This is a genomic window from Jatrophihabitans fulvus (genome assembly GCF_054781375.1).
In genome coordinates this window covers 875,887-902,394 of the sequence record NZ_BAAGUN010000001.1, presented here as the reverse complement: position 1 = coordinate 902,394, position 26,508 = coordinate 875,887, and the positions used below count along the sequence as shown (strand labels likewise).

At 74.3% G+C, this 26,508-nt stretch carries 23 protein-coding genes; 6 read left to right on the top strand and 17 right to left on the bottom strand.

What is annotated here, in order from left to right; all coding sequences use genetic code 11:
• Window positions 1–14 precede the first annotated feature (14 nt).
• The 12 genes from ACYVP9_RS04390 to mraZ form a co-directional block, all read right to left on the bottom strand.
• The gene (locus ACYVP9_RS04390) at window positions 15–818 is read right to left on the bottom strand and encodes a cell division protein FtsQ/DivIB (RefSeq protein WP_460603478.1); all 804 of its coding nucleotides are present in this window, start codon (window positions 816–818) and stop codon (window positions 15–17) included.
• Window positions 815–2,332, bottom strand: coding sequence for a UDP-N-acetylmuramate--L-alanine ligase (gene murC / locus ACYVP9_RS04385; RefSeq protein ID WP_460603477.1), 1,518 nt, complete (start codon window positions 2,330–2,332; stop codon window positions 815–817). The genes ACYVP9_RS04390 and murC overlap by 4 nt, the downstream gene beginning before the upstream one ends.
• Window positions 2,329–3,417, bottom strand: coding sequence for a UDP-N-acetylglucosamine--N-acetylmuramyl-(pentapeptide) pyrophosphoryl-undecaprenol N-acetylglucosamine transferase (locus tag ACYVP9_RS04380; protein ID WP_460603476.1), 1,089 nt, complete (start codon window positions 3,415–3,417; stop codon window positions 2,329–2,331). The genes murC and ACYVP9_RS04380 overlap by 4 nt, the downstream gene beginning before the upstream one ends.
• Window positions 3,414–4,856, bottom strand: a complete 1,443-nt coding sequence (gene ftsW / locus ACYVP9_RS04375) for an FtsW/RodA/SpoVE family cell cycle protein (protein ID WP_460603475.1) — start codon at window positions 4,854–4,856, stop codon at window positions 3,414–3,416. Before ftsW ends, ACYVP9_RS04380 begins: the two co-directional genes overlap by 4 nt.
• A complete protein-coding gene (murD, locus tag ACYVP9_RS04370; RefSeq protein WP_460603474.1) occupies window positions 4,853–6,244 on the bottom strand; it encodes a Mur ligase family protein in 1,392 nt (463 codons plus the stop codon). Before murD ends, ftsW begins: the two co-directional genes overlap by 4 nt.
• Complete coding sequence (mraY, locus tag ACYVP9_RS04365; protein WP_460603473.1) at window positions 6,237–7,328, bottom strand: phospho-N-acetylmuramoyl-pentapeptide-transferase; 1,092 nt, start codon at window positions 7,326–7,328, stop codon at window positions 6,237–6,239. Before mraY ends, murD begins: the two co-directional genes overlap by 8 nt.
• Complete coding sequence (locus tag ACYVP9_RS04360) at window positions 7,325–8,746, bottom strand: UDP-N-acetylmuramoyl-tripeptide--D-alanyl-D-alanine ligase (RefSeq protein WP_460603472.1); 1,422 nt, start codon at window positions 8,744–8,746, stop codon at window positions 7,325–7,327. The genes mraY and ACYVP9_RS04360 overlap by 4 nt, the downstream gene beginning before the upstream one ends.
• Window positions 8,743–10,245 (bottom strand): Mur ligase family protein, encoded by a 1,503-nt coding sequence (locus tag ACYVP9_RS04355; RefSeq protein WP_460603471.1) that lies wholly within the window; start codon window positions 10,243–10,245, stop codon window positions 8,743–8,745. Before ACYVP9_RS04355 ends, ACYVP9_RS04360 begins: the two co-directional genes overlap by 4 nt.
• Before the next feature lies 1 nt (window position 10,246).
• Complete coding sequence (locus ACYVP9_RS04350; protein WP_460603470.1) at window positions 10,247–11,962, bottom strand: peptidoglycan D,D-transpeptidase FtsI family protein; 1,716 nt, start codon at window positions 11,960–11,962, stop codon at window positions 10,247–10,249.
• Window positions 11,963–12,411: 449 nt separating this feature from the next.
• Window positions 12,412–13,038, bottom strand: coding sequence for a hypothetical protein (locus ACYVP9_RS04345; RefSeq protein ID WP_460603469.1), 627 nt, complete (start codon window positions 13,036–13,038; stop codon window positions 12,412–12,414).
• On the bottom strand, window positions 13,035–14,015 hold the full coding sequence (gene rsmH, locus ACYVP9_RS04340) for a 16S rRNA (cytosine(1402)-N(4))-methyltransferase (protein WP_460603468.1): 981 nt from the start codon (window positions 14,013–14,015) through the stop codon (window positions 13,035–13,037). Before rsmH ends, ACYVP9_RS04345 begins: the two co-directional genes overlap by 4 nt.
• 148 nt (window positions 14,016–14,163) lie before the next feature.
• Complete coding sequence (gene mraZ / locus ACYVP9_RS04335) at window positions 14,164–14,595, bottom strand: division/cell wall cluster transcriptional repressor MraZ (RefSeq protein WP_460603467.1); 432 nt, start codon at window positions 14,593–14,595, stop codon at window positions 14,164–14,166.
• A gap of 265 nt (window positions 14,596–14,860) precedes the next feature.
• Between mraZ and ACYVP9_RS04330 the strand changes: the two genes are divergently transcribed.
• Genes ACYVP9_RS04330 through ACYVP9_RS04320 form a run of 3 tightly spaced genes read left to right on the top strand, consistent with a single transcriptional unit; the run spans window position 14,861 to window position 19,641 of the window.
• Window positions 14,861–15,952, top strand: coding sequence for an AAA family ATPase (locus ACYVP9_RS04330; protein WP_460603466.1), 1,092 nt, complete (start codon window positions 14,861–14,863; stop codon window positions 15,950–15,952).
• A 3-nt stretch (window positions 15,953–15,955) separates the two neighbouring features.
• On the top strand, window positions 15,956–17,296 hold the full coding sequence (locus ACYVP9_RS04325; RefSeq protein WP_460603465.1) for a DUF58 domain-containing protein: 1,341 nt from the start codon (window positions 15,956–15,958) through the stop codon (window positions 17,294–17,296).
• Window positions 17,293–19,641 carry a transglutaminase TgpA family protein gene (locus ACYVP9_RS04320; RefSeq protein WP_460603464.1) on the top strand — a complete coding sequence of 783 codons (2,349 nt, stop codon included), beginning with the start codon at window positions 17,293–17,295 and terminating at the stop codon, window positions 19,639–19,641. The genes ACYVP9_RS04325 and ACYVP9_RS04320 overlap by 4 nt, the downstream gene beginning before the upstream one ends.
• Window positions 19,642–19,866: 225 nt before the next feature.
• Here the strand turns inward: ACYVP9_RS04320 and ACYVP9_RS04315 are convergent, their stop codons facing one another.
• The 4 genes from ACYVP9_RS04315 to ACYVP9_RS04300 all read right to left on the bottom strand — a co-directional run bounded on the left by ACYVP9_RS04315 (window position 19,867) and on the right by ACYVP9_RS04300 (window position 23,022).
• Window positions 19,867–20,256: a DUF3040 domain-containing protein gene (locus tag ACYVP9_RS04315; protein WP_460603463.1), complete on the bottom strand. Its 390-nt coding sequence runs from the start codon at window positions 20,254–20,256 to the stop codon at window positions 19,867–19,869.
• Between the two features lie 218 nt (window positions 20,257–20,474).
• The gene (gene dinB, locus ACYVP9_RS04310) at window positions 20,475–21,833 is read right to left on the bottom strand and encodes a Y-family DNA polymerase (RefSeq protein WP_460603462.1); all 1,359 of its coding nucleotides are present in this window, start codon (window positions 21,831–21,833) and stop codon (window positions 20,475–20,477) included.
• A gap of 3 nt (window positions 21,834–21,836) precedes the next feature.
• A complete protein-coding gene (locus ACYVP9_RS04305; RefSeq protein ID WP_460603461.1) occupies window positions 21,837–22,568 on the bottom strand; it encodes a class I SAM-dependent methyltransferase in 732 nt (243 codons plus the stop codon).
• A 52-nt stretch (window positions 22,569–22,620) separates the two neighbouring features.
• The gene (locus ACYVP9_RS04300; protein ID WP_460603460.1) at window positions 22,621–23,022 is read right to left on the bottom strand and encodes an SAV_6107 family HEPN domain-containing protein; all 402 of its coding nucleotides are present in this window, start codon (window positions 23,020–23,022) and stop codon (window positions 22,621–22,623) included.
• A gap of 169 nt (window positions 23,023–23,191) precedes the next feature.
• Between ACYVP9_RS04300 and ACYVP9_RS04295 the strand changes: the two genes are divergently transcribed.
• Together ACYVP9_RS04295 and ACYVP9_RS04290 are read left to right on the top strand one after the other, a co-directional pair.
• Window positions 23,192–23,860: an RNA polymerase sigma factor gene (locus ACYVP9_RS04295; protein ID WP_460603459.1), complete on the top strand. Its 669-nt coding sequence runs from the start codon at window positions 23,192–23,194 to the stop codon at window positions 23,858–23,860.
• A 5-nt stretch (window positions 23,861–23,865) separates the two neighbouring features.
• Window positions 23,866–24,996, top strand: coding sequence for a hypothetical protein (locus ACYVP9_RS04290; protein ID WP_460603458.1), 1,131 nt, complete (start codon window positions 23,866–23,868; stop codon window positions 24,994–24,996).
• Window positions 24,997–25,015: 19 nt separating this feature from the next.
• Here ACYVP9_RS04290 and cobA read toward each other — a convergent pair whose 3' ends face one another.
• Entirely contained in the window at window positions 25,016–26,284 is a 1,269-nt protein-coding gene (gene cobA / locus ACYVP9_RS04285; RefSeq protein ID WP_460603457.1) for a uroporphyrinogen-III C-methyltransferase, read from the bottom strand.
• 113 nt (window positions 26,285–26,397) lie between these two features.
• On the opposite strand from cobA, the gene ACYVP9_RS04280 reads away from it, so the two are divergent.
• Window positions 26,398–26,490 carry a putative leader peptide gene (locus ACYVP9_RS04280; RefSeq protein WP_460603456.1) on the top strand — a complete coding sequence of 31 codons (93 nt, stop codon included), beginning with the start codon at window positions 26,398–26,400 and terminating at the stop codon, window positions 26,488–26,490.
• Window positions 26,491–26,508 lie beyond the last annotated feature (18 nt).

Genomic DNA, 26,508 nt, shown 5'->3' with positions numbered 1-26,508 from the left:
GCCGAACTGGGTCGTCAGCGGGTGACGGGACGGTCCGGGTCGGACACGTCGATCACCTGCTGCTGCGGCCGCCGGTCCTCGAGGACGGCGACGACGGTGGCCTTCTGCGCGCTGCGGGCGGCACTGCCCCACCGCACCAGCAGACCTCCGCGGAAGAGCACGGTGACACTGTTCGCGTCGAGCGCCTGCACGGTGCGCACCCGTGCGCGCAGGGCGGCGGGCAGGGCCGCCGCCACCTCGGCCACGGCCCGCGCGGTGGCCTTCGCGGCCGCGGACGTGCCCGTGGTCAGGCCGAGTTCGGGCAGCCCCGTCGGCATCGCCGTCCGCTCGCCGGCCACCGGCGGGTAGCGCACGCCGGTGCGGTCGACGAGCAGCGCACGCCCGGCCACGGCCACGTAGCCGACGGGCGTGCGTTCGCGCACGGTGATGACGAGCGTCGACGGGAACGACGTGCTCACCTGCACCGACTCGACCTGCGGCACCGCCTCGACACGAGCGGCCATCGCGGCGGTGTCGACGCGGACGAGCGGCTGACCGTAGTCGACCTGTGCCGCGCGTTCGACCGTCGTCGCGGTGAGCGTGCGCGCACCGTGCACCTCGACGCCACGGACGCCGAACACGGGCGAGAAGGCGACGAGCCACGTGCCGAACAGCGCGACCACGACGCCCAGCGCCACCCACAGCGCGACGCGCCGGCGGCGCCGGGCCGGCGCAGACACCCGCGCGGGACGCTCGTCGTCGGACGGGTCGCCCGAGAGGGTGGGCTCGTCCCAGTCGTCGGGCCCGCTGCGCGCGGGACGCCACTGGGTCGAGGTCACGACTCCGCTCCCCCGAGCCGTTCGGCGCACGCCTCGCGGATGTCGTCGCAGAGCAGGTAGACGTCGCCGATGCCCATGGTGACGACGAGGTCGCCCGGGCGTGCCAGCTCGGCCACGCGCGACGGCACCGCCACGTACCGCGGCTCGAACACCACCTCGACGCCCGGCGCGTCGATCAGGTCGCTGATCGTGGCGCCGGTGACGCCGGGGATCGGCTCCTCGCGGGCGGGGAAGATGTCCATGACGACCACGACGTCGGCCGTGGCCAGCGCGTCCGCGAACTCGCGGGCGAAGGTCTGGGTGCGGCTGTAGGTGCCCGGTTGGAACACGGCGACCAGCCGTCCGGTGCCGGCGAGCGCGGCGCGCGCCGCGGCGAGCGAGGCCGCGATCTCGGTGGGGTGGTGGGCGTAGTCGTCGTAGACCCGCACTCCCCCGCCCTCACCGTGCGGCTCGAAGCGACGGTGCACGCCGCCGAAGCCGGCCCACGAGGCAGCCGCAGCGTCGACGTCCAGGCCGAGGTCGGCGGCCAGCACCAGCGCGGCCGTGGCGTTGAGGGCCATGTGCTCGCCGATGAGGGCACCGACCCGCACCTGCCGCTCGCCCAGCAACGGTCCGCGGACGGTGAAGGTCACGGCATCGGCGCTCGAGCGCACGTCGGACACGCGTTCGTCCGCGTCCTCGCCCGTGCCGTACGTGTGCACCCGGCGTCCCTGCGCCCGCGCGTGCTCGGCCACCCGGCGCGCGCCGGCGTCGTCGGCGCACGTGAGCAGCAGACCGTCCGGTGCGATGCGGTCGACGAACAGCTCGAAGGCCCGGAAGATGCCCTCGAGGTCGCCGTGGTTCTCGAGGTGGTCGGCCTCGACGTTGGTGACGACGGCGGACGCCGGGCGCGTCAGCAGGAACGATCCGTCGCTCTCGTCCGCCTCGACCACGGCGAACGGTCCCGTGCCCAGGTGCGCGTTCTTGCCGGTCTCGTAGAGGTTGCCGCCGATGGCGAACGACGGGTCGGCGCCGCACGCCTGCGCAGCGACGACGAGCAACGACGTGGTGGAGGTCTTGCCGTGGGTGCCGGCGACCGCCACGCAGCTGCGGTCCTCGAGGGCGGCGGCGAGCGCGGCGGCGCGGCGCAGGAACAGCACGCGTCCCTGCTGTCCGGCCTCGCGGGCGGCCACGAACTCCTCGTGCCGCGGGTTGATCGCGGTCGTGAAGACGAAGGTGTCGGCGGCGTCGACGTGCGACGGCGAGTGGCCGATGTGCACGTCGGCGCCGAGCGCGCGCAGCCCCTTGACCGTCATCGACTCCCGGGCCTCGCACCCGCTGACGGGCACGCCGCGTTCGAGCAGGATGCGCGCGAGCGCGCTCATGCCCGAGCCCGCGATACCCATGATGTGCACGCGGCCGAGGTCGGCCAGGGGCGGGATGACGTCGGTCGCGGCGCTGCGGACGAGCGCGGCTCCCGGCGCGGCCCAGTCGTCCGGACGGTCGCCGTCGTGGTCGCGGGTCGGTCGGCTCACGGCAGCAAGTCCAGCACGGCGCGGGCCATCGTGGCACCGGCGTCCTGGAACCCGACCGATGCGGCGGCGAGCGCCATGCGCGAGATCTCCTCGGGATTGGCCAGGACGGGCACCAGACGGCGCTGGATCCACTCGGCGTCGAACTGCTCGTTGGCCACGATGATCGCGCCGCCGGCGGTCTCGACGGGGACGGCGTTGAGCCGCTGTTCACCGCCGCGCAGCGGCAACGGCACGTAGACCGCCGGGAGGCCGACCGCGCACAGTTCGGCGCACGTCATCGCGCCCGAGCGACACACGACGAAGTCGGCGGCCGCGTAGGCGTAGTGCATCTCGTCGACGTACGGGACGGCGACGTACGGCGGGGCGTCGGGACCAGCAGCCGGGACCTCGACGGTGTTCTTCGGACCGTGGATGTGCAGCACCTGCACACCCGCCTCGCGCAGCGGGCCCGCCGCCGCGGCGACCGCGGCGTTGATTGCCTGCGCGCCCTGCGAGCCGCCGGTGACCATGAGCACGACGCCGTCCTGCCGCAGTCCGAACCTTTCGCGCGCTTCCGCGCGAAGTGCCGGACGGTCGAGGTTGGCGATGGCGGGACGCAGCGGGATGCCGACGGGCTGCGCGTGCGGCAGCTTCACCGCGGCTGACGCGGTGAACACGTGCTCGGTGAACCGGGCGGCCACCCGGTTCGCGACGCCGGGACGCGCGTTGGCCTCGTGCACCACGAAGGGCACACCGAGCCGGCGGGCCGCGACATAGGCCGGCATCGCCACGTAGCCACCGAAGCCGACGACCACCTGCGCGCGGGTGCGCTCGATGACGGCGGCCGCGGCGCGCACCGACGCGCGCAGCGCCACGGGCGTCCGCAGCAGCGCGCCGTTCAGCTTGCGCTGCAGCGGCACCGGCGGGATGAGCTCGAGCGGGTAGCCGCGCGCCGGGATCAGCGTGGTGTCGAGGCCGCGCTCGGTGCCGAGAGCGGTGATCTCGGCGTCGGGCGCGAGCCGCCGCACGGCGTCGGCGAAGTTCATGGTGGGTTCGATGTGGCCCGCGGAGTGCCCGCCGGCGACGACCAGCCGGGGCGCGCTCATCCGGTCCGCCTGCGCGCGGCCGAGGTGCGGGGGGCGGTGCCCGGACGGGCCGGACGGGCCGACCGCGCCGCGGGCACGGCGCGCAGCGGCGTCGGGACGGCGGTGACGCGGCGGGCCGGTGCCTTCGGGGTCGTGGGGACGGACGGCACGGGGATGCGGCACCAGCGCTCGAGACGCGTGCGGCGGCCGAGCCGTTGGCGCTTGCGGGCGGCGTTGACCGCGTCGCGTTCGTGGCGGGCGAAGCTGGCCAGCATGCCCATGACGAAGAAGGTGATCAGCAGCGACGTGCCGCCCGCCGAGATCAGCGGCAGCGTGATGCCGGTGACGGGCAGCAGGCCCGTGACGTACCCGATGTTGATGACGGCCTGGCCGACCAGCCAGATGGTGGCGCCGCCCCCGGCGACGCGCACGAACGGGTCGGCGGTGCGGCGCACGATGCGCATGCCGGTGTAGGCGAACAGCGCGAACAACGCGATGACGGTGAGGCAGCCGACCAGGCCGAGTTCCTCACCGATGATCGCGAAGACGTAGTCGGAGTTGGCGTTCGGCACCCAGCCGTACTTCGACGTGCCCTGCCCGAGACCGACGCCGAAGATGCCGCCGGACGCGAGCGCGTAGAGACCCTCGACGGTGTGGTAACCCGACGACTGCGCGTCCTTCCACGGGTCGACGAACGTCGTGAGGCGTTCGAGCCGGTACGGCTCGACGACGGCGAGCACGGTGACGGCGAGCGCGACCACCGCGAGCATCAGGCCGAAGTACCGCATGGGCATGCCGACCATCCACAGCACGCCCAGCAGGATGAGCATGAAGCACAACGTGGTGCCGAGGTCGGGCTCGAGCATGACGAGCCCGATCATCATCACGAAGCCGGGCAGCAGCGGCACGAAGAGGTGGCGGGCCCGCTTCAGCGTCCGCAGCTGCTGCTTGCGGGTGAGCAGGTCGGCCGCCCAGAGCAGGATCGCCAGCTTGCCGAGCTCGGACGGCTGGAACTGGAACGGGCCGAGCGCGAGCCACCGCCGGGCCTCATTGATCTCGACGCCGACGCCCGGCACGAGCACGGCGACCAGCAGGATCGTCGAGACGATCAGCAGCGGGTACGCGAGCATCCGGAACCCCCGCGGCCGCATGCGCGCGGCCACCCAGAAGAACCCGAGGCCCACGATCACGTAGACGGCGGCCTTGACCGCCTGCCCCCAGATCGAGCCGCCCACGTTGCGGAAGTCGTCACTCTCGTGCGCGGCCGCGATGGTGGTCGACACGGCCATCAGCAGGCCGAAGCCGGCCAGGCCGGCACCGCAGAGGACGACGAGCTGCAACGACGCGTGCGGACGCGCGAGCAGACCGCGCAACGCGGTGCGCACCCGACCCGCACCGGCGACGCCTTCCGCGGCGCGTGTGGCGGTGCGCTCCGTCGGGCGTCCTGCGGTGGCGGTCACTGCTGCCCGCCGTCGAGTGCCCGCGCGGCCGCGGCGAAGGCGTCGCCCCGTGCGCCGAACCCGGCGAACATGTCGTACGACGCGGCGGCCGGTGCGAGCAGCACCGTGTCGCCCGGGCGTGCCAGCCGGGCCGCGGCGGCCACCACCTCGGTCATCGCTCCATCGTCACGGGTGTCGACCACGATCACGGGGACATCCGGCGCGTGTCGTGCGAGTGAGGCTGCGACCTCGGCGCGGTCCTGCCCGAGCAGCACCGCGGCGGCGATGCGGTGCGCGTGCCGCGCCACGAGCGGGTCGACGTCGACACCCTTCAACTGGCCGCCGGCGACCCACACGATGCGCGGGTACGCCGCGAGCGACGCGTCGGCGGCGTGGGGGTTCGTGGCCTTGCTGTCGTCGACCCAGCGCACGCCGCCGCGCTCGAGCACGAACTCGTTGCGGTGGGGGTCGGGGACGAAGGCGCGCAGCCCGTCGGCCACCGCGCCCGGCGCGACCCCGTGGGCGCGCGCGAGCGCCGCGGCCGCGAGGGCGTTCGCGACGTTGTGCCGGCCGGCGGGGCGGACGTCCGCGACGTCGGCGAGGACGGCGCCGTCGTCGCCGAACGCCCTGGACACCAGCCGGTCGCCGGTGACGCCGAGCTGCCCGTCCGCAGGCTCGCCGAGGGTGAAGGTGACCGCTCCGGGCGGCGTCAGCGCGGCGACACGGTCGTCGTCGGCGTTGGCGATCGCGACGTCGGCGAGCAGGATCCGCGCCTTCGCCTGCTCGTACGCCTCGAGCGAGCCGTGCCAGCTCAGGTGGTCGGGGGCGAGGTTGAGCAGCGCACCCGAGGCCGGGCGGACCGAGGGTGCGAAGTGCAGTTGCTGGCTCGACAGCTCGACGGCGAGCACGTCGTAGCGGTCGGACACGACGGCATCGATGAGCGGTTCGCCGACGTTGCCGACCGCGACCGCGCGCGAGCCCGCCGCGCGCAGGATCGACTCGAGCATGTGGACGGTCGTCGTCTTGCCGTTGGTGCCGGTGAGCGCGAGCCACGGCGCGGCGCCGGGACCGCGCAGCTGCCAGGCCAGCTCGACCTCGCCCCAGACCGGCACACCGCGCGCGGCCGCGTCCGCCAGCAGGGGGTGGTGCGGTGGGAGGCCGGGCGAGGCGACGACGAGGTCCGGCAACCCGCTGTCGGCGTCGGTGGGCACGGCCCGCAGCGGGCCGTGGACGCGGTGCACCTCGTCGACGACGTCGGCTTCCAGCTCGACCGGACCGTCGCTCGTCACCTCGACGATCGCGTGGGCCGCGAGGAGTGCGCGGACGGCAGAGCGTCCGGCGACGCCGTACCCGGCGACGAGCACGGTCCAGCCGCAGAGGAAGTGGCCGGGCGGCTCGCGGTCAGCCATTCCCGAGGAAGTCCGCGTAGAACAGGCCGACCCCGAACGCGACGGCCATGCCGGCCATGATCCAGAACCGCACGATGATCGTCACCTGCTCCCAGCCGGCGAGTTCGAAGTGGTGGTGCAGCGGGGCCATCCGGAAGACACGTTTACCCGTGCCGGTGCGTATTCGGGTGATCTTGAACCAGCCGGTCTGGATGATCGACGAGACCGTGATGGCCGCGAACAGGCCACCGAGCGCGATGAGCAGCAACTCGGTGCGCGCGAGGATGGCCAGCCCCGCCATGAGCCCGCCGAGCGCGAGTGAACCGGTGTCGCCCATGAAGATCTGCGCCGGCGGGGCGTTCCACCACAGGAACCCGAAGCACGCCGCCATCGCCGACGCCGCGACGATGGCGAGGTCGAGCGGGTCACGCACGTCGTAACAGCCGGGATAGGGACTGCCGGCGCAGAGATTGCGCGACTGCAGGAACGTGATCAGCGTGAACGCGCCGAACACCATCGCCGCCGCCCCCGCGGCGAGACCGTCGAGGCCGTCGGTGAGGTTCACCGCGTTCGAGGTCGCCGCGATGATCAAGTAGGACAGGATCACGAAGCCGACGGCGCCGAGCCCGATCGCGGCGATGTCGCGGACGTAGGACAGCTTCGTCGACGCCGGGGTCAACCCGTACTTGTTGTCGAACATCAGCGACATGACGGCGAAGGCCACGGCGACCACGAGCTGGCCGAGGAACTTGGCGCGGGCCCGCAGGCCGAGGCTGCGCTGCCGGCGGATCTTGATGAGGTCGTCCAGGAAGCCGACGGCGCCGAGTCCGACCATGAGGAACAGCGCCAGCAGGCCGGACGCCTGCGGTCCGCCTTCGCCGCTGAGGCCGCGGACGAGGCTGGCGACGCCGTAGCCGACCACGGTCGACAGCACGATGGCGACGCCGCCCATGGTCGGGGTCCCGCGCTTGACCAGGTGGGTCTGCGGGCCGTCGAGGCGGATCTCCTGTCCGAAGCCGCGGCGCCGGAAGTACACGACGACCAGCGGCGTGACCAGGATCGAGGTCAGCAGCGCGAAGATGGCGGCGATGAGGACGGTCTTCACCCGTGCCGCTCCTCTCCTGTCAGCGCGGCCGCGACATGTTCCAGTCCGGCCGACCGGGACGCCTTCACCAGCACGGCGTCGCCGGGCGCGGCCTCGGCCTGCACGAGGGCCGCCGCGGCCGCGGTGTCCGGCACCCACCGCGCCTCACCGCCCCACGAGCCTTCCAGAGCGGTTCCGCTCACGATGGGGCGGGCCGGTTCGCCGACGGCCACGACGTGCGCTACCCCCAGCTGAGCGGCGAGGCGTCCGACGGCCTCGTGCTCGGCGTCGGCCGCCTCGCCGAGCTCGGCCATGGGCCCGAGCACCGCCCATGACGCGCCGTCGCGGGCGGCGTCGACCCGTGCGAGCGTCTCGAGCGCCGCGCGCACCGACTCCGGGTTCGCGTTGTAGGCGTCGTTGATGACCATCAGTCCGTCCGCCCGTTCGGTGACCTCCATGCGCCAGCGGCTCACCGGACCGGCGGCGGACAACGCGGCGGCGACGTCGGGGACCGTGAGCCCGCACTCGAGCGCGATCGCGGCGGTGGCCAGGGCGTTGGACACGTGGTGGGCGCCGACCAGCCGCAGCGCCACCGGCGCCCGCTCGCCCGCGGCGACCAGGGTGAACGCCGCCCGGCCGAGCTCGTCGAGCCGGACGTCCGTGGCGTGCACGTCGGCCTCGGCCGACACCCCGAAGGTGACGACGCGGGCGGACGTGCGCGGCGCCATGCCGATCACGAGCGGGTCGTCGGCGTTGAGCACCGCCATCCCGCCCTCGTCCGCGGCGGGCAGCGCCTCGACCAGCTCGCCCTTGGCCTGCGCGATCGCCTCACGGGACCCGAACTCCCCGAGGTGGGCGCTGCCGACGTTGAGCACCGCGGCGATGCGCGGCGGGGCGATGCGGCACAGGTAGGCGATGTGGCCGACGCCGCGGGCACTGTTCTCGAGCACGAGGAAGCGGGTGCCGGTGTCGGCACGCAGCACCGTGTACGGATGGCCGAGCTCGTTGTTGAACGACCCGGGCGGCGCGACGGTCGTGCCTGCGGTTGCGAGCACCTGCGCGAGCAGGTCCTTGGTCGACGTCTTGCCCGACGACCCGGTGACGCCGACGACGACGGTGGCGGGCAACCGGCGGACGACGGCCGCCGCGAGCTTCGCCAGCGCGTCGAGCGCGTCGGCGACCACGATGGCGGCCGTTGCCCCGCCGGCCCCGGCCCGGGTGGGGTCGGTGGCCAGCGTGGCCACCGCACCGGCGGCGACGGCGGCGTCGATGTAGTCGTGGCCGTCGACGTGCTCGCCGGCGAAGGCGACGAACAGCCCGCCCGGCGTGACCTTGCGGCTGTCGAACTCGACGGTGCCGGTGACCACGGTGTCCGGGTCGCCGGAGACCACACGTCCGTCGGTGATCTGCGCGATCTCGCGCACAGTGAGTTGGATCATCGGACCGACTCGATCGCCTCGCGCAGCACGATCCGGTCGTCGAACGGGAGCACGACCCCCGAGACCTCCTGGCCCGTCTCGTGACCCTTGCCGGCGACGAGAACGGTGTCGCCGGGCTCGGCGCGCCTGACCGCCTCGACGACGGCGGCGCGCCGGTCGCCGATCTCGACGACCTCGCCGCGTTCGACGGCGGGCAGCGCGGTGATGCCGGCCAGCATGGCGCGCCGGATCGCCGCCGGGTCCTCGCTGCGGGGGTTGTCGTCGGTGGCCACCAGGACGTCCGCGTCGCGCGCTGCGATCTCGCCCATGTGCGGGCGCTTGCCGCGGTCGCGGTCACCGCCGCATCCGAGCACGATGATCAGCTTGCCCTTGGTCAGTGGTCGCAGGGCGGCGAGCGCGCCGGCCACGGCGGCGGGCTTGTGGCTGTAGTCGACGACGGCAAGGAAGGGCTGGCCGGCGTCGACCCGCTCCATGCGTCCCGGCACCTGCGCCGACGAGATCGCGGCGGCGACGTCCGGACCGGTGACGCCGACCGTCTCGAGCATGGTCCAGGCGAGCGCCACGTTGGCCACGTTGTACCGCCCGGGGATCGCGCTGCCCAGCTCCTGCGTCCCCCACGGGCCCGCCAGCCGGAAGGAGGTGGTGCCGTCGGCGCGCTCGCGCACGTCGGCCGCGCGCACCGCCGCGTCGCCGCCGTCCGTCGACAGCGTGGTGGAGCCCGGGATCTCGCGGGCGGCCCGGCGACCCCACTCGTCGTCGACCACGACGACCGCCTGCCGGGCCGCCGTCACGAAACGCATCTTGGTCGCGAAGTAGTCGTCCATGCCGTCGTGGAAGTCGAGATGGTCCTCGGACAGGTTCGTGAAGCCGCCCACGGCGAAGTCGATCGCGTCGCTGCGGTGCATGGCGATCGCGTGGCTCGACACCTCCATGGCGACGGTGTCGACGCCGCGCTCGACCATCACCGCGAGCAGTGACTGCAGTTCCGGTGCCTCGGGGGTCGTGAACGCGGCCTCGAGGGTCTCGTCCCCGATCATCGTGGCCACGGTGCCGATCAGGCCGACCGTGGCGCCCGACGCCTGCAGCCCCGCCCGCAGCAGGAACGTGGTCGTGGTCTTGCCGCTCGTCCCGGTGACCCCCAGCATCCGCAACCGGCGGGCCGGGTCGCCGTAGATGCGGGCCGCGACCGGCGCGAGCGCCGGGCGCACCTCGGGCACCACCACCACCGGCACGTCCGACGGCAACTGCTGCCGTCCGGCCTCGTCGGTCAGGACGGCGACCGCGCCACGCCCGAGGGCGTCGGCGGCGAAGCGGGCTCCGTGCGCGTTGCGTCCCGGCACGGCGGCGAACAGGTCACCGGGACGCACGGCGTCACTGGCGGCGGTGATGCCGGTGACGGACGCCTCGCCCGTGGCCGTGCCGCGGCCGTCGGCGAGGGCGGCCGTCGTCACGGGGGTGACGCGGGCGGGGCGGGGAACTGCGGTCGAACCGGCGGGCACGTCAGCAGACGTTAGCGGGCAGGAAGGCGGGGTTCTGTCCCTTGCACACCATCAGCGGCACGTGGCGCGGGTGCGAGCCGGTCGGCGGCACCTCCGCGCGCTGCAGCTCGTAGGTCGCGATGTGGTGGAACAGCGGCGCGGCCACGTCGCCGCCCTCGAGCCCGTGGGCGGGGTTGTCGACCATGATCGCCACGACGAACTGCGGGTCGTCCGCGGGCACCATGCCCGCGAAGGTGTCCCAGTTCATCGACGACGAGTACTTGCCCCCGTTGTTCGGGTCGGGTTGCTGCGCGGTGCCCGTCTTGCCGGCGACGCGGTAGCCGGGGACGGCCGCCTTCACGCCGGTGCCGCCGGGCATCACGACCGACTCGAGCATGGTGCGCACGGTGCGGGCGGTGTCGGCGTCGACGACGCGGATGCCCTTCGGCTGCTTCGTCGCGGTGACGGTGCCGTCGGCGGCGGTCACGGTCGACACGATGCGCGGCGGGATGCGGACGCCGTCGTTGGCGAGCGCCTGGTACGCCGACGCGAGCTGCAGGACGGTCATCGACAGGCCCTGCCCGAACGGCAGGTTCGCGAACGTCGAATCCGACCAGGACCTGTACGGCGGGATCTGGCCGGCGCTCTCGCCCGGCAGCTCGATGCCGGTGCGCTGGCCGATGCCGAACCTGTCCATGTAGTCGAGCCACGTGCGCGGCCCGAGCTTCTGCGCGATCTTCAGCGTCCCGACGTTCGAGGACTGCGCGAGGATGCCGGTCGCGGTGAACTTCTGCGTCGGGTGCACCCAGGCGTCGCTGACGCGCACACCGCCCATCGTGATCGCGCCCGGCACGTTCATCGTGGTGGCCTGCGACAGCTTGCCCTCCTGCACCGCGGCGGCGAAGGTCAGCGCCTTCTGCACGGAGCCGGGCTCGAACGCCGACATCACCGGCGGGTCGATGGGGACGTCCGGGTCGATCGTGTTCGGGTTGCGGGCGTCGAACGTGCCCGAGGACGCGAGCGCCAGCACCTGTCCGGTCTTCGCGTCCATCACCGTCAGCATGGCGCCGCGCGCACCCGACTGCTTGACGTCGGTGTCGAGCAGTTGCTGCGACGTGTACTGCAGGTCCTGGTCGATGGTCAGCGCGACGGTCGAGCCGTTCTGCGGCGGGGTCGTGATGGCGCGGCTGCTCGGGTTGACGCCGCCGACGTTGTCGACCGAGTAGGTCTGGCTGCCGTTCTTCCCGGCCAGGACCTTGTTGTAGTACGACTCGATCCCGGCGGCACCCACACCGTCGGAGTGCACGGTGCCGACGACGTTCGCGCCCGTCCGTCCGGCGGGGTACTGCCGCTGGGTGGTGGCCTGCGAGTAGATGCCGCCGTAGTCGAGCGCGGCGATCTGCTCGGCGCGCGCGAGCGGGATCGCGGTGCCCAGCAGGGCGTACTTGCCCGGCTTCGACAGCTGCGCGACCACGTCGGCCTGCGTGGTGCCGAGCAGCGGCGCGAGGTGGATCGCGTACTCCTCGCGGTCGGCGGCGTCGACCTGCGACGGGTCGGCGGTGATGTCGCGGGCGTCGGACGTGTAGGCCAGCGGCACGCCGTTGCGGTCGACGATGGACCCGCGCATGGCGTTGAGGGTGACAGTGTCGACCCGCTGCGCGGCGGCCGCGCCGGCGTAGTCCTTGTGGTCGACGCCCTGCAGCTGCACGAGCCGTCCGGCGATCACGAGCAGCAACACGCACACCGCAGCGAGGCACCAGGTGCGGCGACGCTCCGGGGTGCCGAGCCGCAGCGCGCGGGGTGGCCGCGGTGGACGGGTCGGACGCCGGGCGGCCTGACGAGGCGGCGGGGTGCGGCGGGGTGCGGCCGGGCGGGCCGGCCGGCGGTCGGGCTGACGGTTGGGCCGGCGGGTCGGCTGGTGGGTCGGCTGGTGGGTCGCGGTGCGGACGTCGTGGCGGGCCCGGTCCGGACCAGCCGGCCGGCCGGCGCTCCCCCGCTGCGGTTCCCCGCGGCGCGCGCCGGCCGGCGGCGGTCCGAAACGCTGCGGCCGTCCTGTCCCCTGGGGCGCAGCGTGTCCCCTCGGTCTGCCGGCCTCCCGGACCCCCCCATGGGTCCGGCGGCCGTCGGTGGTGTGGGTGCGAGGTGCCGCACCGGTGCGGGCGGACGGTCGGGACGGGCGGCGCTCGGTCATCGGGTGCCTCCCGGCGTGCTGGACGGTGTCGGCGAGGACGTCGGTGTCGAACGGGGGCCCCGGGATCGGTTGGTGGCCGTCCGCGTCCGCGTCGTGTCCTTGGACTTCGTCGTCCTCTGCTTCGACGTCGTCTTCTGCTTCGACTTCGGCTTCGGCTTCTCGGTGGTGCCGGACTTCGTCGTCTTCGCGGACTTCGACGACGTCGGCTTCGGCTTCGGCTTCGGCTTCGGCTTCGGCTTCGGCTTCGGCGGCTGCGGGGTGGGCGGCGCGGTGACCGGCGCCGGGTGCCCCATGACGCGCGCCTTGCCGTCCGCGCCGACGACGACGAAGGCCGGGTTGCCGGCCGGCACCATGCCGAGTGCGGCGGCGGCGCGGGCCAGCGCGTCCGGGGCCCCGCTGGCGGCGACCTCGGCGCGCAGCTGCTCGAGCCGGGCCGAGACGGCCTCGTCCTTCTGGTCGAGGTCGTGGCGGCGCAGCTCGTTGGCCGCCGACGCGGTGTTCAGCGCGAGCAGCAGAGCGAGCGCGCCGACGATCAGGCCGGTGACGAGCAGCGCGAACGGCACCCGCGGCGCGCGGCGGCCGGTCCGCTCGGTCTCGTCCGGCACCAGCGGCGGGCGGGTCACGAGGCCACCGCCGCGGGTCGGATGCGTTCGGCTGCGCGCAGGCGGACGGACGCCGCGCGCGGGTTGGCGACCGTCTCCTCCTCCGAGGCGCCCTCACCGCGGACGAGCAGCTCGAGCTGCGGTCCCCGGTCGGGCAGGGACACCGGCAGGTCGGGCGGGGTGGTGTCGCGGGCGAGCTCGGCGAAGGCCTGCTTGACGATGCGGTCCTCCAGCGAGTGGTAGGCGAGCACGACGACGCGGCCGCCGACGGTGAGGGCGTCCAGGGCGGCTGGCACCGCGGCGCGGACGGCGTCGAGCTCGCCGTTGACCTCGATGCGCAGCGCTTGGAACGTGCGTTTGGCCGGGTGGCCCCCGTGCCGGCGCGTCGCGGCGGGGATCGCCGTGCGCACCAGCTCGGCCAGTTCACTCGTCGATCGGAGCGGGGCCACCCGGCGCCGGCGATCGATGGCCTGGGCGATCCGCAGCGCGAACCGTTCCTCGCCGTACTCGCGCAGCACCCGGGCGAGGTCGGGCACGGCGTAGTCGTTCACCACCGACTCGGCCGTCATGCCGGTCGTCGGGTCCATCCGCATGTCCAGCGGGGCGTCCTGCGCGTAGGCGAACCCACGTTCGGGACGGTCGAGCTGCATCGACGAGACGCCGAGGTCGAACAGCACCCCGTCGACGCCGTCGATGCCCAGCTCGGCGAGCACGTCGGGCATGCGGTCGTAGACGGCGTGCACGAGGTGCACCCGGTCGGCGTAGGGGGCGAGCCGGTCGCGGCTGCGCGCGAGCGCCGCGGGGTCGCGGTCGAGGCCGACGAGGGTGAGCTGCGGGTGGGCGGCGAGCAGCGCCTCGGCGTGCCCCCCGAGGCCGAGGGTCGCGTCGACGGCCACCGCGGGACGGTCGCTGAGCGCCGGGGCGAGCAGGGCGAGGACGCGGTCGAGCATCACCGGCACGTGCTCGGGGGCCGGCCGCGGGTCGTCCGCTGCGTCCATCTGGGTGTGCTCCTGCCTGGGGGGTGGGGCGGAGTGGGGAAGTCGCGTCCTTCGCTCTGGTCCCCGCCCGTCCCGCCTGGCGCCGGGGAAGTGACGCCAGGAGGAGGACGGGTGGAGGCCGGACCGCAGGTCCGCTGGTGGTGAGGGGCTACAGCACGCCCGGCAGCACCTCCTCGGCGATGTCGGCGAACGTCGACTCGGCGGACTCGAGGTACTCGGCCCACGCGGCGGCGTCCCACACCTCGATCCGGGTGTTGGCGCCGTTGACGACGCAGTCCTTGGTGAGCCCCGCGTACTCGCGCAGCTGCGGCGGGACGGTGATGCGGCCCTGCCCGTCCGGGGTCTCGTTGGAGGCGCTGGCGAACAGCACGCGGCCGTAGTCGCGGACGCGCTTGTCGGTGGTGGGGGCGTTGCGCAGGGACTCGGTGAAGCGGGCGAACTCGGCGACCGGGAAGACGAAGAGGCACCGGTCCTGTCCCTTGCAGATCACCAGGCCTCCTTCCAGGTCCGGCCGGAACCGCGCCGGCAACGCCAGCCGTCCCTTGTCGTCGAGGCGCGGGGTGTGCGTTCCGAGAAACACCGGCCCGCACCTCCGCCGTCCGTCCGCGAGTGGCCCCTGGAGTCACCCCGACTCCCCACTCTCCCCCACTGTAACCCACTGCACTCCCCGGTCAATGCGAATCGAGGGCGTGGCGCACCACTTCTCAGGTACGGGGCGCCCGGACGGCCGGGGGCAGCGCCCGCCACCGGTTCCCCCTCCGCTCCCAGGCGCGGACGGCATACTTGGCACTCCACGGCGCTCCGCACGGCGGGGCCGACCGGCGACACACTGGCGAGGGACATCGGTGGATCACCTGCACGAGGACCTGCACCCGAACGGACGCACGAACGGCACGCCGAGCGGTGCACCGGTCGCCGCTCCCGGTGTCAGCCGGCACGGCGCGCCCGAGTCCCCCGGGCGGACGTTGACCGTCGCCGAGGTGCGCGACGCCGGTGCCCGCATCGCCGGCAACATCGAGCAGGTCATCGAGGGCAAGCAGACCGCCATCCGCCTCGGCCTCGCGGTGCTGCTCGCCGAGGGCCACCTGCTGCTCGAGGACGTGCCCGGCGTCGGCAAGACCAAGTACGCGAAGGCGCTGGCCCGCTCGATCGACTGCTCGGTGCGGCGCATCCAGTTCACGCCCGACCTGCTGCCCAGCGACGTCACCGGCGTCAGCGTCTACAACGCCGAGGACCGCGACTTCGAGTTCAAGCCCGGTCCGGTCTTCGCCAACCTCGTCGTCGGCGACGAGATCAACCGCGCCTCGCCGAAGACGCAGGCGGCGCTGCTCGAGTGCATGGAGGAGCGCCAGGTCACCGTCGACGGTGTCACCTACGGGCTCGAATCGCCGTTCATGGTGCTGGCCACGCAGAACCCGGTCGACATGGAGGGCACCTACCCGCTCCCCGAGGCGCAGCGCGACCGCTTCACCGCGCGCATCTCGATGGGCTACCCCGACCGCCGCGCCGAGGTCGCGATGCTCAACGAGCACGCCGCTCTCGACCCGCTCGACAGCCTGCGGGCGGTGTCGGACGCGACCGAGATCAGGGCGCTCATCGCGGCCGTCCGTTCCGTGTACGTCTCGGACGCGGTGAAGGAGTACGCCGTCGACCTCGTCGAGGCCACCCGCCGCTCGAGCGAGGTGCGGCTCGGCGCGTCCCCGCGCGCGACGCTGCAGCTGCTGCGCGCGTCGAAGGCGTGGGCCGCCCTGCACGGCCGCGAGTACGTGATCCCCGACGACCTGCAGTACCTGGTCACCCCCGTGCTCGCGCACCGCCTGCTGCTGACGGCCGAGGCGCACGTGGCCGGACGGTCGGCGTCCGACCTGCTGGGGCGCATCGTCCAGGCCACGCCGATCCCCCACTCCGCGGTGAGCGCCGCGCCAGGGACGTACTGACGCGTGGCCCCGTTCCGCACCGGCCGGCGCATCGGCTTCACCACCCGCGCGAGCTGCCTGCTCGCCGCGGGTCTGACGGCCGTCGTCTGCGGTCTGGTGCTCGGCGAGACCGATCTGGTTCGCGCCGGGGTCCTCGCCGCCGCAATCCCGATCGCGGCTGCGGTCGTGGTGCACCGCTCGCGCGTCCGCATCGCCAACCGCCGCACCGTCGAGCCGCGGCAGGCCGCGGCCGGGCAGTCGGTCACCACGCACCTGACGATCACCAACCGCTCCCGGCTGCCCACCGGCGCGCTGATGCTCGAGGACCAGCTGCCCGACCGCTTCACCGGACGGGCCCGTTTCGTGCTCGATTCGCTGCGCACCGGCGAGTCGCGGACGGTCTCCTACCGGCTGCCCGCGCTCGGACGGGGCCGGTACCGGGTCGGGCCGCTGCACGTGCGGCTGTCCGACCCGTTCCACATGATCGACCTGACCCGGTCGTTCACCGCCACCACCGAGTTCCTGGTGACGCCGACGATCGACCAGCTGCCCGGTGCCGAGCCGCCCCGCAGCGACGACCTCGGCGACGGGGCGGGCAGCCGGTCCGTCGGAGCCCACGGCGCCGACGACGCGTCCACCCGCGAGTACCGGATCGGCGACGACCTGCGCAAGATCCACTGGAAGTCGTCGGCTCGGGTCGGCTCGCTCATGGTGCGGCAGGAGGAGCGGCCGTGGCGCTCCCGCAGCACGCTGCTGCTCGACCTGCGCGCCGCCGCGCACGTCAGCGTCCCGGCCACCGACGCCTCCGGTGCCCCGATCGACCCGCGCGACGTCGACCCGCGCAGCCTCGACACCCTCGAGTGGGCCGTGAGCGCGGCGGCGTCCATCGCGATGCAGTCGGTGCGCGGACGGCGTGAGATCGCACTGCTCGACGACCCGGCCCGGCCGGAGCCGCTGCGCCTCGCCGGCCCCAACCACCTGGCCACCCACCTCGCGACCGTCCGCGCGGTGCACGTCGCCGACCTGACGCCCATGGCGGCGCAGCTGCGGGCGGCGGCGCGCGAGTCGAGCCTGCTGGCGGTGCTCGGACGGCTCGACGCGGCCACCCTGAACCTGCTGGTGTCGGCCACGCCGCGCGGCCGGTCGGCGCCCCACGCCCTGCTCATCGACACCGCGAGCTGGACCGCCCCCGGACGGGGACGGACCGTCCGCGAGGGCGACCCGACCTCGGACGTCCGCGCCGCCGCCACCGCGCTCGGCCATGCCGGCTGGCGGGTGGCGATCGTGCGCCGCGGCACGACCACCGCACAGGCCTGGCAGCTGCTGTCGTCCGTGCCGACCACAGGAACGGAGGCGCGGACATGACCGCCACCCTCGACCGTCCCACGGACCGCCCGTCCGGGTCCCGCCCACCGCGGCGCCGCGTCACCGGCTCCGCTGCCCGGCGCACTCTGCTCGCCTTCGTCGCCAGCGCGTGCGGCATCGTCCCGCTCAAGGGGCTGTTCACCGACACGGAGTGGCTCGTCGAGGTCTGGCTGGCCATGGCCGTGGTGCTGGTGCCGGCCGCGCTGCTGCGGTTGCGCCGGGCCCCCGGCGCACTCGACATCTGGCCCGGCATCGTGCTGCTCGTCCCCTGGCTCACCGCGCGCTTCCTGGGCGACACCGCGGCGCTCGGGTTCGTCCCCACGGGCGAGACGTGGACGCGGTTGTCGCAGCTGATGACGCAGCTGCACGAGACCACGCGCAACGAGGTCGCCCCGATCGAGACCACGCCGGCGGTGCGGCTCGTGGTGTGCGCGCTGCTCGCCCTGCTCGCCGCGCTCATCGACCTGATCGCCGTCGTCGGACGCCGGGCCGCGCTCGCCGGTGTCCCGCTGCTCGTCGTGTTCACGATCGCGGGCGCCGTCCCGCGGACGCCGGTGGCCTGGAGCTGGTTCGTCGTCGGAGCCGTCGGGTTCCTGCTGCTGCTCGCTCTCGACTCCGGTGACGACCTCGAACGGTGGGGGCGGCGGGTCCGCTCCCCCGACGGACGCACGCCCCGCACCGCGCTCGCCGTCGCGGCCCCGCGCATCGCGGTCGCCGCGCTGGTGGCCGCGGTCGCGCTGCCGCTGCTCGTGCCCGGCGAACCGCGCAACCTGCTCGCCGAGGCGTTCCGCGGCGGCGACGGCGGGTCGGGGGTCTTCGGCGGCGGCGGGGGCGACAACGGCCGCATCAGCCCGTTCGCGCAGCTCAAGGGCGAGCTCACCCGCAAGACCCCCCGGCAGCTCGCCGAGGTGCAGATGCTCTCGCGCGGTGACGCCGTGCCCTACTACCTGCGCGTCAACGTGCTGTCCGACTACACCGACGACGGCTGGCGCGCCGGCGAGCGCGGCGACGAGACCCCGGCCGCCGACGGCGACTACCCGGTCGAGGCCGAGGGCGACGGCGACACCGTCACCCTCGACGCGCGGGTGAACGTGACCGGCATGCGGGGCAACCCGCCCGTCTTCGCCCTTCCCGAGCGCATCGACGGCCTGCCCGGCGACACCCGCTGGAGCTCGCAGGACCAGCTGCTGCTCGGGTCCGACATCGGCGACGGGACGGTGCTCACGCAGCGGTTCCGGCAACCGGCCCCCACCGTCGAGCAGCTGCGCGCCGCCGGCGACCGCATCGACCCGGCCGTTCGCTCGCAGTTGACGGTGCCCGGAAGCCTGCCCGAGTTCGTCCGCACGACCGTGCGCGACACGATCGCCGGAGTGCGGGGGCAGTACGCGAAGGCCCGGGCGTTGAGCGATTTCTTCGCCGACCCCGAGAACGGGTTCGAGTACGACCTGCAGACGCAGGTCGGCGACTCGGGCAGCCTGCTCGTCGACTTCCTGCAGAACCGCCGCGGGTTCTGCCAGCAGTACGCCGCGGCGCTGGCGATCATGCTGCGCGTCGCGAAGGTCCCGGCGCGGGTGGTGCTCGGCTACATGCACCCCGACCCGAACGCGCAGGGCCGCTTCGCGGTGCGCTCGACCGACGCGCACGCGTGGGTCGAGGCCTGGTTCGAGGGCGTGGGCTGGGTGCCGTTCGACCCCACTCCCGCGGCCGGACGTTCCAGTGCCGAGAACAACCTGCCGTGGGCGCCGCAGAACAGCGAGTCCAACAGCCAGTCGTCGGCGCCGAGTGCGGCGACGTCGAGCGTTCCCACGCAGTCGTCGTCCGCGGCGCAGGCGTCCTCGAGCGCGGCGGCTCCGCGCGCCGAGTCGACCTCGGGCTCCTCGACCTCGCTCACGCCCTTCGTCGTGGCGCTGCTCGTGCTCGCCGTGCTCGCCCTGCTGTTCCTGCCGGCGCTGCTGCGGGCCGGACGACGGCGGCGCCGCCTCGCCGCCGCCCGCCGCGCCCACGACACCGAGTCGCTGTGGGCGGAGCTGTCCGACACCGCGGTCGATCTGGGCTACGTCTGGTCCGACGCACGCTCACCACGCCAGGTCGCGGCCTGGTTGGGCAAGGACGTCCCGACCTCCGCGGACGGATTGCAGCAGCTCGCCACCGCCGTCGAACGCGACCGGTACGCCGGCGGCAGCGCAGGCGGCGATCCCGACCAGCTCGAGCAGACGCTGCGCCGCGTCACCGACGAGCTGCGCGGACGGCGCACCGGCCGCGACCGCGCCCGCGCGCGCTTCGTCCCCGCCTCGCTCGGCTGGACCGCCGGCCTCGCCTCGCTGTTCAGCGGCCGCCGGCGGTGATTCCGGCGGGGCCGGCGGGGAGCGGTGGCGTCGCTCTGCCGCGATCTTGAGGTCTGCGCGCCGCCATACGGACGTCCGGCCATCAAGATCCACGCTTGACCCGCGATCTTGAGGTCTGCGCGCCGCCATACGGACGTCCGGCCATCAAGATCCACGCCGGGACGGGAGACGACGAAGGCCGGACCCGATCGGGTCCGGCCTGGCGTCGTGAACGGTGCGGGAGGGTCAGTTCTCCTCGAAGCGGCGACGGAGGCGGTCCTCCATGCGGTTGCGCAGGCCGCCGTTCTGCTGCTTCTGCTGGGCGCCGCTGCCGCGGATGGCGCCCTCGGGCGTGTCCGGGGTCTGCGAGCGGCCGCGGATCGCCTGGACGGCGAGCGCACACGACGCCACGACGAGGACGAAGCCGACCACGCTGAGCACGATGACCGGGACGACGAGACCGACCAGCACCAGGCCCAGGCCGAGCACCACGCCGAGCGCGCTGAGCAGGACCGAGCGTCGAGTGCGGGATTTGGCCCGGGCGGAACGCACGGACGCAGCGAACTTCGGATCCTCGGCGTAGAGCGCCTGCTCGATCTGATCGAGCAGCTTCTGCTCATGCTCGGAGAGCGGCACGGGGCCCTCCTTCGGTCAACCGGCCCGATCCCGGGGCGGCGAACTATCGGCGACTATGTCGTGTGAACCCGCAATTGGCTCCACACCACGAGCATACGAGCCGTTGCTGGGATCGGAAAGCGAACCCGGTCAGGAATTGCTCCTCCGTGACCGAGGAGATCGCCACGAACCCGAAGATCATCACCGATCGGGCGTGCGCGGCGGCGCCGCGGGCGGCGTCACGCCGGCTGCGAGGACCCCGGATCGCCCGGTCGACGCTCGGGCTGCGGCGCCGACAGCAACGTGCCGGACACGATGGCGGCGGACCCGAACCGGGCACGCGCGGCGTCGACGGCGCGGTCGGCGGACGGCCGGTCGGGCTGCGGCCGGACGGGTCGCGGCCGGACGGGGTGCGTCGGGGCCGGGTGCGGCGCGCCCGCGAGGGCGGCGGCGCCGGGACGCGGCTGGGGGTCGGCGGTGGCGACGTCGAGCGTGAGCTGGTGCGGCGCGTCGGTGGCCTCGCGCAGGTTCTCGGCCTTGACCCCGACGAGCCGGATCAGCGGGTCCTCGAGACCGAGCGCGTCGTACAGCTCGACGGCGATGGCGTGGATCTCGGACGTGGAGTCGGTCCAGCCCGGCAGGGTGCGCACCCGGGTGATGGTGCGGAAGTCGCTGAACCGGATCTTGATGCCGATGGTGCGGGCGACGAACCCACGCCCCCGCACCCGGGTGCCGACGTCGGTGGCGAGCCGCAACAGTTCGCGATGCACCTGCTCGGCGGTGGTGAGGTCGACGTCGAGCGTGCGATCGGAGCTGATCGACTTCTCGACCTCGTCGGGCTGCACGGGCCGGGGGTCGATGCCGGCGGCCAGCTCGCTGATGTGCTCGGCAGTGGCGTTGCCGACGGCGCGGCGCAGCGTGGCGAGCGGCGTGACGGACAGGTCGCGCACGGTGCGCACGCCCAGGCGGTGCAGCTGGTCGGCAGTGCGCTCCCCGACCCCCCAGATAGCGGTGACCGGCAGCGGGTGCAGGAATTCGAGCACGCGGCGGACGGGCACCACGAGCATGCCGTCGGGCTTGCACCGCGCGGACGCCAGCTTGGCGACGAACTTCGTCGGCGCCACGCCGACCGAGCAGGTCAGCCCGAGCTCGGCGACGACGCGGGCCCGGATGGCCGCGGCGATGACCCCCGGACGGCCGTGCAGCCGGACCGCACCGGACACGTCGAGGAAGGCTTCGTCGAGAGACAGTGGTTCGACCAGCGGCGTGACGTCGCGCAGGATCGCCATCACCCGTGCGGACGCTGCCGCGTACGCCTCGCGGTCCGGGGGCAACACGACGGCCTGCGGGCACAACCGCAGCGCCCGCGACATCGGCATGGCGCTGCGCACGCCGTAGCGGCGCGCCTCGTACGACGCGGCGGCGACGACACCGCGGACGCTGCCGCCGACCACGACCGGGCGGTGCCGCAGCTCGGGCCGCCGGCGGATCTCGACGCTGGCGAAGAACGCGTCCATGTCGACGTGCAGCATCGTGCAGCCGTCGTCGTCGCCGTCGAACTGCCCGGCGGTGCGGGGCAGTTCGTGACTGCGCCCCATCGGCTACCCGGGCCGGCGCAGGACGAGATGGATGCGTGACGCGATGGCGGCGTAGGGCTGGCGGTCGACGGCGGCCGCGTCGAGAGCGGCGATCGCCTCGCGACCCGCCGCCGTCTCGCCGGCCGAGCCCGGCATGAGGTCGGAGAAGGCGCCGATGCCGAAACGGCCGGCCACGTCGAGACCGGCGGCCGCGGCCAGCCGGACGATCTCGTCGGGTGCCGTGGCGTGGCCGCCGGATGCGGCCGCGCCGTCCCTGCGCAGCAGGTCGAGCGCGGCGGGCGCGTCGCCGGCGAGGGCGCGGCCGAGCACGGCGGCCACCGGGTTGGCGACGAGCACGCTGAGCACGCCGCCCGGACGGACGAGGGCGGCCATCGCCGAGAAGGCGGCGGACGGATCGGTGACCGCGTCGAGCACGCCGTGTGCCAGCACGAGGTCGAAGCGGCTGTCGTCGAAGAGATCTGCGAGGGAGTCGACGTCACCGGCGAGGTCGACGATGGACCCGTCGGGCAGGTTCTGTTCGGCAGCCCGGCGCCGCAGCGTGGCCAACGCATCGGCGCTGATGTCGACGACCGTGACCTGGGCGCCCTCGGCGGCCAACGGGACGGCATAGGTGCCGCTGCCGCCGCCGCAATCGAGCGCCCGAGCGCCGCGCACCCCGCCGAGGGCCTCGCCGAGCAGCTCGATCACGAGCCCGACGCGCGAGCGGCCGGCGCGTACCTGCGGTGGGTGCGTCACGTGCGCCAGCCTAGGCGGGCGCACCGACACCGGACGGGCAGCGCACCGCGGCTCAGGCGGCCAGCAGGCCCAGCCCGCTCTCGACCAGGGCGAGGAACTCGGTGGCGGCCCGGACCTGGTCGTCGGCCGCCCGCGTGGTCACCGCCGACACGGCACCGGCCTCGACGGCGGCGCGGACCTGCGCGCCCGCGGCGAAGAGCGCGGCCCAGTCGGACAGTTCGGGCGCCACCCGCTCGAGCAGCACCCACACGTTCATGAGCCGGCGCCGCGCCGAAGCAGGCCGGCCCCGGTCGGCCGCGACCGCGGCCGCGGTACGCAGCGCGGACAGGTGGGCCAGCCGGAAGCGCTCGCCGGCGTCGTCGGTGGCGACGGCCTCGAGCAGCACCGAGCGGGCCTGCGACAGCAGCGAGAACGCGGAGGTGCGTGCGAGGACGGAGGTCGGTGCGGCGGCCATGGCTACTCCCTCAATCGAATACGTGTTCGATAGTAGCGACGGGGCCGGCGGCTGTCGACCCCTCGTGGACACAGCGTGCCGAGGGGTACCGACAATTCCGGGCACAGGCGGTTCGTGACCAATCCGCGGAGGCGATGTGAGGAACGGGCGCGGCCGGACATCTCCCGGTGTGAAGCCACCCGCCCCGACCCGCCACGAGCGCGCGGTGCGCGCGACCGCGTCCGGCGATGCCGGGGACTTCGCCGAGGTCTACGACCGCTGCGCGCCCCGCGTCTACGCCTATGCGCGGCGGCACTGCGAGGCCGCCGACGCGCCGGACGTCGTCTCCGACACGTTCCTCGTCGCCTGGCGGCGGTGGGACGACGTGCCCCGCGACGATCCGCTGCCCTGGCTGCTGGTCGTGGCCCGCAACACCATCCGCACCCTGCGGCGTTCGGCCCTGCGCCGGGACTCGCTCACCGCGGCCGTCCGGCTGCAGGCGATCGCCGCCGCCGGACCGGCCGGACAGGGCGCCGACGACCGGACCGTCGACCGCGACGCGGTGCTGCGGGCGCTGGCGAGCCTCACCGACCGCGAACGCGAGGCCGTGCTGCTCGTCGCCTGGGACGGGCTGACCAACTCCGCCGCCGCGCGCGTCGCAGGCTGCTCGCAACGCGCCTTCGAGGTCCGGCTGTCCCGGGCCCGTGCCCGGCTCGAACGCTGTCTGGATCGCGACGACACCCGCGACGACGTCCGCGACGCCACTCCTCGCACGACCCGTGACGAACCCCGAACCCGCCCGAGCTGCGACGACGCCCGTCCTCGCCGCGTCGCCGGCGACCTCCACGAGCAGAGGTGACACCCGTGTCCAGAACCGACCCTGCCGGACGCCCCGGCATCGACGTCCTCGACGCCGTCCGCGCCCTGTCCCCCGACGACCGGACCCTGCAGCGCGACTGGCCGCCGGCGGCGCGGGCCCACCAGCGTGCGCTGGTGCTCGCGCCCTGCACCGCCGACTCCACGGACGTGGACGACGTGTTCGACCTCGTCGGCACGGCCGCCCCACCCGACGCGGTCGGCACGGTCGGCACCGCCGGCACGGCCCGCTTCCGCGCGCGCCGCGGCGTGGGGGTCCGGCTCGCCCCGATCGCCGCGGCCGTCGCCGTCGTGGTGGCGGGTGCCCTCGCCATGGCCGTGCTGTGGCCGTCCGGGGGCGACGAGCCGGGCCTGCGTCCGGGCGGGGCACCGTTCGCCGCCACGGACGTCGTCGACACCCCCAGGGTGGGCCCGGGCCAGTACGGCCGGATCGTCAGCGACGTGTTCACCGTCCGCGACGGACGGCTGGTGGCCACGGGTGAGCGCAGCCAGGACTGGATCGCCCCGGACGGAACCGTGTGGTCCTACCGCACGGGCGGGACGGGCGGCCCCGAGTGCTTCCGCTTCCCGCTCGACGGGGCCCCCGGCACCTCGAGCCCGACGCGCAGCTGGTTCGACGGGTTGCCGACCGACCCCGCCGCCCTGGACCGGTGGCTGCGCTCGCACGTGTCCGGCTCGACCTCGCGCGACGAAGCGGTGTTCGTGGCGGTCGGCGACATGCTGCGCGACGGTGGCCCGCTCGCGTCGTCGCGGCTGCGCGCCTCGCTGGTGAGCGTGCTCAGCCGCACCGGCGGGGTCACCGTCCACCGCGCCGTCACGGGCCCCGACGGACGAGCCGCCGTCCGCGCCGACTTCGTCGACCAGGACAAGCGGCCGGGCGAATTGCGGTCGCTCTACTTCGCGCCCGGCAGCTTCGAGCTCGTCGCCGAGACCTCGGCACGCACCGGGGGTCCGCGGACGGCGACCGGCGGGTCCCCCGCCTACTCGTCGCCGCCCCGGGCGGGAGCCACCGCCCGCGACCTGCCGGTGTCGGCGCTCAGCGGGGGGAGCACGTCGCGGGTGGCCGTCGTCGACACGCTTCCCGCGGACGTGAAGGACTGCCGCAGCGACGGCAGCTGATCGCTCAGCCGTCGACCGCTCAGCCGTCGACGGCCGGGGCCGACTCGCCCAGCACGTCGACGACCTCGCCCACCACGACGATGGCCGGGGCGCCGAGGCCTGCCGCCTCCGCGGCGTCGGCCAGCTCACCGAGCGGCGCCCGCAGCACCCGCTGGCCGGTGAGGGTTGCGCGGTGCACGACGGCGGCGGGGGTGTCGGCCGGACGGCCGTGGCGCACGAGGTCGCCGGTGATGACGCGCAGCCGCTCCATCGCCATGAGGACGACCAGCGTGCCGCGGTGGGAGGCGAGGCCCGGCCAGTCGACGCCGCTGCCCGCCGGCCGTCCGGGGTCGAGGTGGCCGGACACGATCGTCACGTCCGCGGCGACGCCGCGGTGCGTGACCGGGATGCCCGCGAGGGCGGGGGCCGCGAGGGCCGACGAGATGCCCGGCACGACCTCGACGGGAATGCCCGCGGCCGTGCACGCCAGCCATTCCTCGCCGCCACGGCCGAACACGAACGGGTCGCCGCCCTTCAGCCGCACCACCCGCTTGCCGGCCCGCGCCCGCTCGACGATCACGGTGTTGATCTGGTCCTGGGTGAGGTTGTGGCGGTGCGCCGACTTGCCGCAGTCGACGACCTCGACGTCGTCGGGGAGGTTCTCGAGCAGGGCGCGCGGCGCCAGCCGGTCGACGACGACCACGTCCGCGTCGGCGACCAGCCGCCGGCCGCGGACGGTGACGAGGTCGGGGTCGCCCGGGCCGCCGCCGACGAGCGCGACCGTTCCGACACCGTCCGCCGGAACGCGGCGATGGCGGCGCAACGGCAGGGCGCCGGTGTCGAGCGCGGTGGCGATCGCGTCGCGCAGCGCGACCGCGCGGCGGGGGTCGCCCCCGCCGCCGACGGCGACGGTGGCGTCGTCCGTCCGCACGACCGCGGGCACGCGGGCACTGCCGCCGGACGCGTCGTCGGCGCGGACGCAGAACACCCGCCGCGCGTCCGCCTCGGCCGCGACGACGGCGTTGACCCGGGCGTCGTCGGTGCAGGCGAGCGCGAGCCAGGCACCGTCGAGGTCGGCGGGGACGAAGGCCCGCTGCGTCACGGTCACCCCGGGCAGCGTCGTGATCGTGCGGTGGACGGACGGAGCGATGACATGGACGTCCGCGCCGGAGTCCGCCAGCGCCGTGACCCGGCGCGACGCGACCGCTCCTCCCCCCACGACGACGACACGACGGCCACGCAGGTCGAGCAGGAGGGGCAGGTCGGGTGTCTCGGCGCCGTTCGCACCGTCCGTTCGGTCGGTCGTCACGCAACGCATTGTCCCGGTCCGGCACCGAGGCCCCTTGCCCATAGGGCTTGTCGGCATGTGGCGCGTCCCGCGTGTGCTGCCGTCACCGCCGCCGCTGTGGGACCATGGTCGACATGACGACCCGCGGCACGCTGCGCACCGCGCAGCTGACTGCGCGTCGTCACATCGATCTGCTGCGGGTCACCACCGCGGCGTGTCGGGTCTGACGACTCCCCACCGGGCAC

What these genes read in the sequence shown, in the direction of transcription:
- rsmH (WP_460603468.1), bottom strand. Translation starts at nt 14,015, where the DNA reads ATGGACGCAGCGGACGACCCGCGGCCGGCCCCCGAGCACGTGCCGGTG.
- ACYVP9_RS04360 (WP_460603472.1), bottom strand. Translation starts at nt 8,746, where the DNA reads ATGATCCAACTCACTGTGCGCGAGATCGCGCAGATCACCGACGGACGT.
- dinB (WP_460603462.1), bottom strand. Translation starts at nt 21,833, where the DNA reads ATGGGGCGCAGTCACGAACTGCCCCGCACCGCCGGGCAGTTCGACGGC.
- ACYVP9_RS04380 (WP_460603476.1), bottom strand. Translation starts at nt 3,417, where the DNA reads ATGAGCGCGCCCCGGCTGGTCGTCGCCGGCGGGCACTCCGCGGGCCAC.
- ACYVP9_RS04280 (WP_460603456.1), top strand. Translation starts at nt 26,398, where the DNA reads ATGACGACCCGCGGCACGCTGCGCACCGCGCAGCTGACTGCGCGTCGT.
- ACYVP9_RS04300 (WP_460603460.1), bottom strand. Translation starts at nt 23,022, where the DNA reads ATGGCCGCCGCACCGACCTCCGTCCTCGCACGCACCTCCGCGTTCTCG.
- ACYVP9_RS04320 (WP_460603464.1), top strand. Translation starts at nt 17,293, where the DNA reads ATGACCGCCACCCTCGACCGTCCCACGGACCGCCCGTCCGGGTCCCGC.
- murD (WP_460603474.1), bottom strand. Translation starts at nt 6,244, where the DNA reads ATGGCTGACCGCGAGCCGCCCGGCCACTTCCTCTGCGGCTGGACCGTG.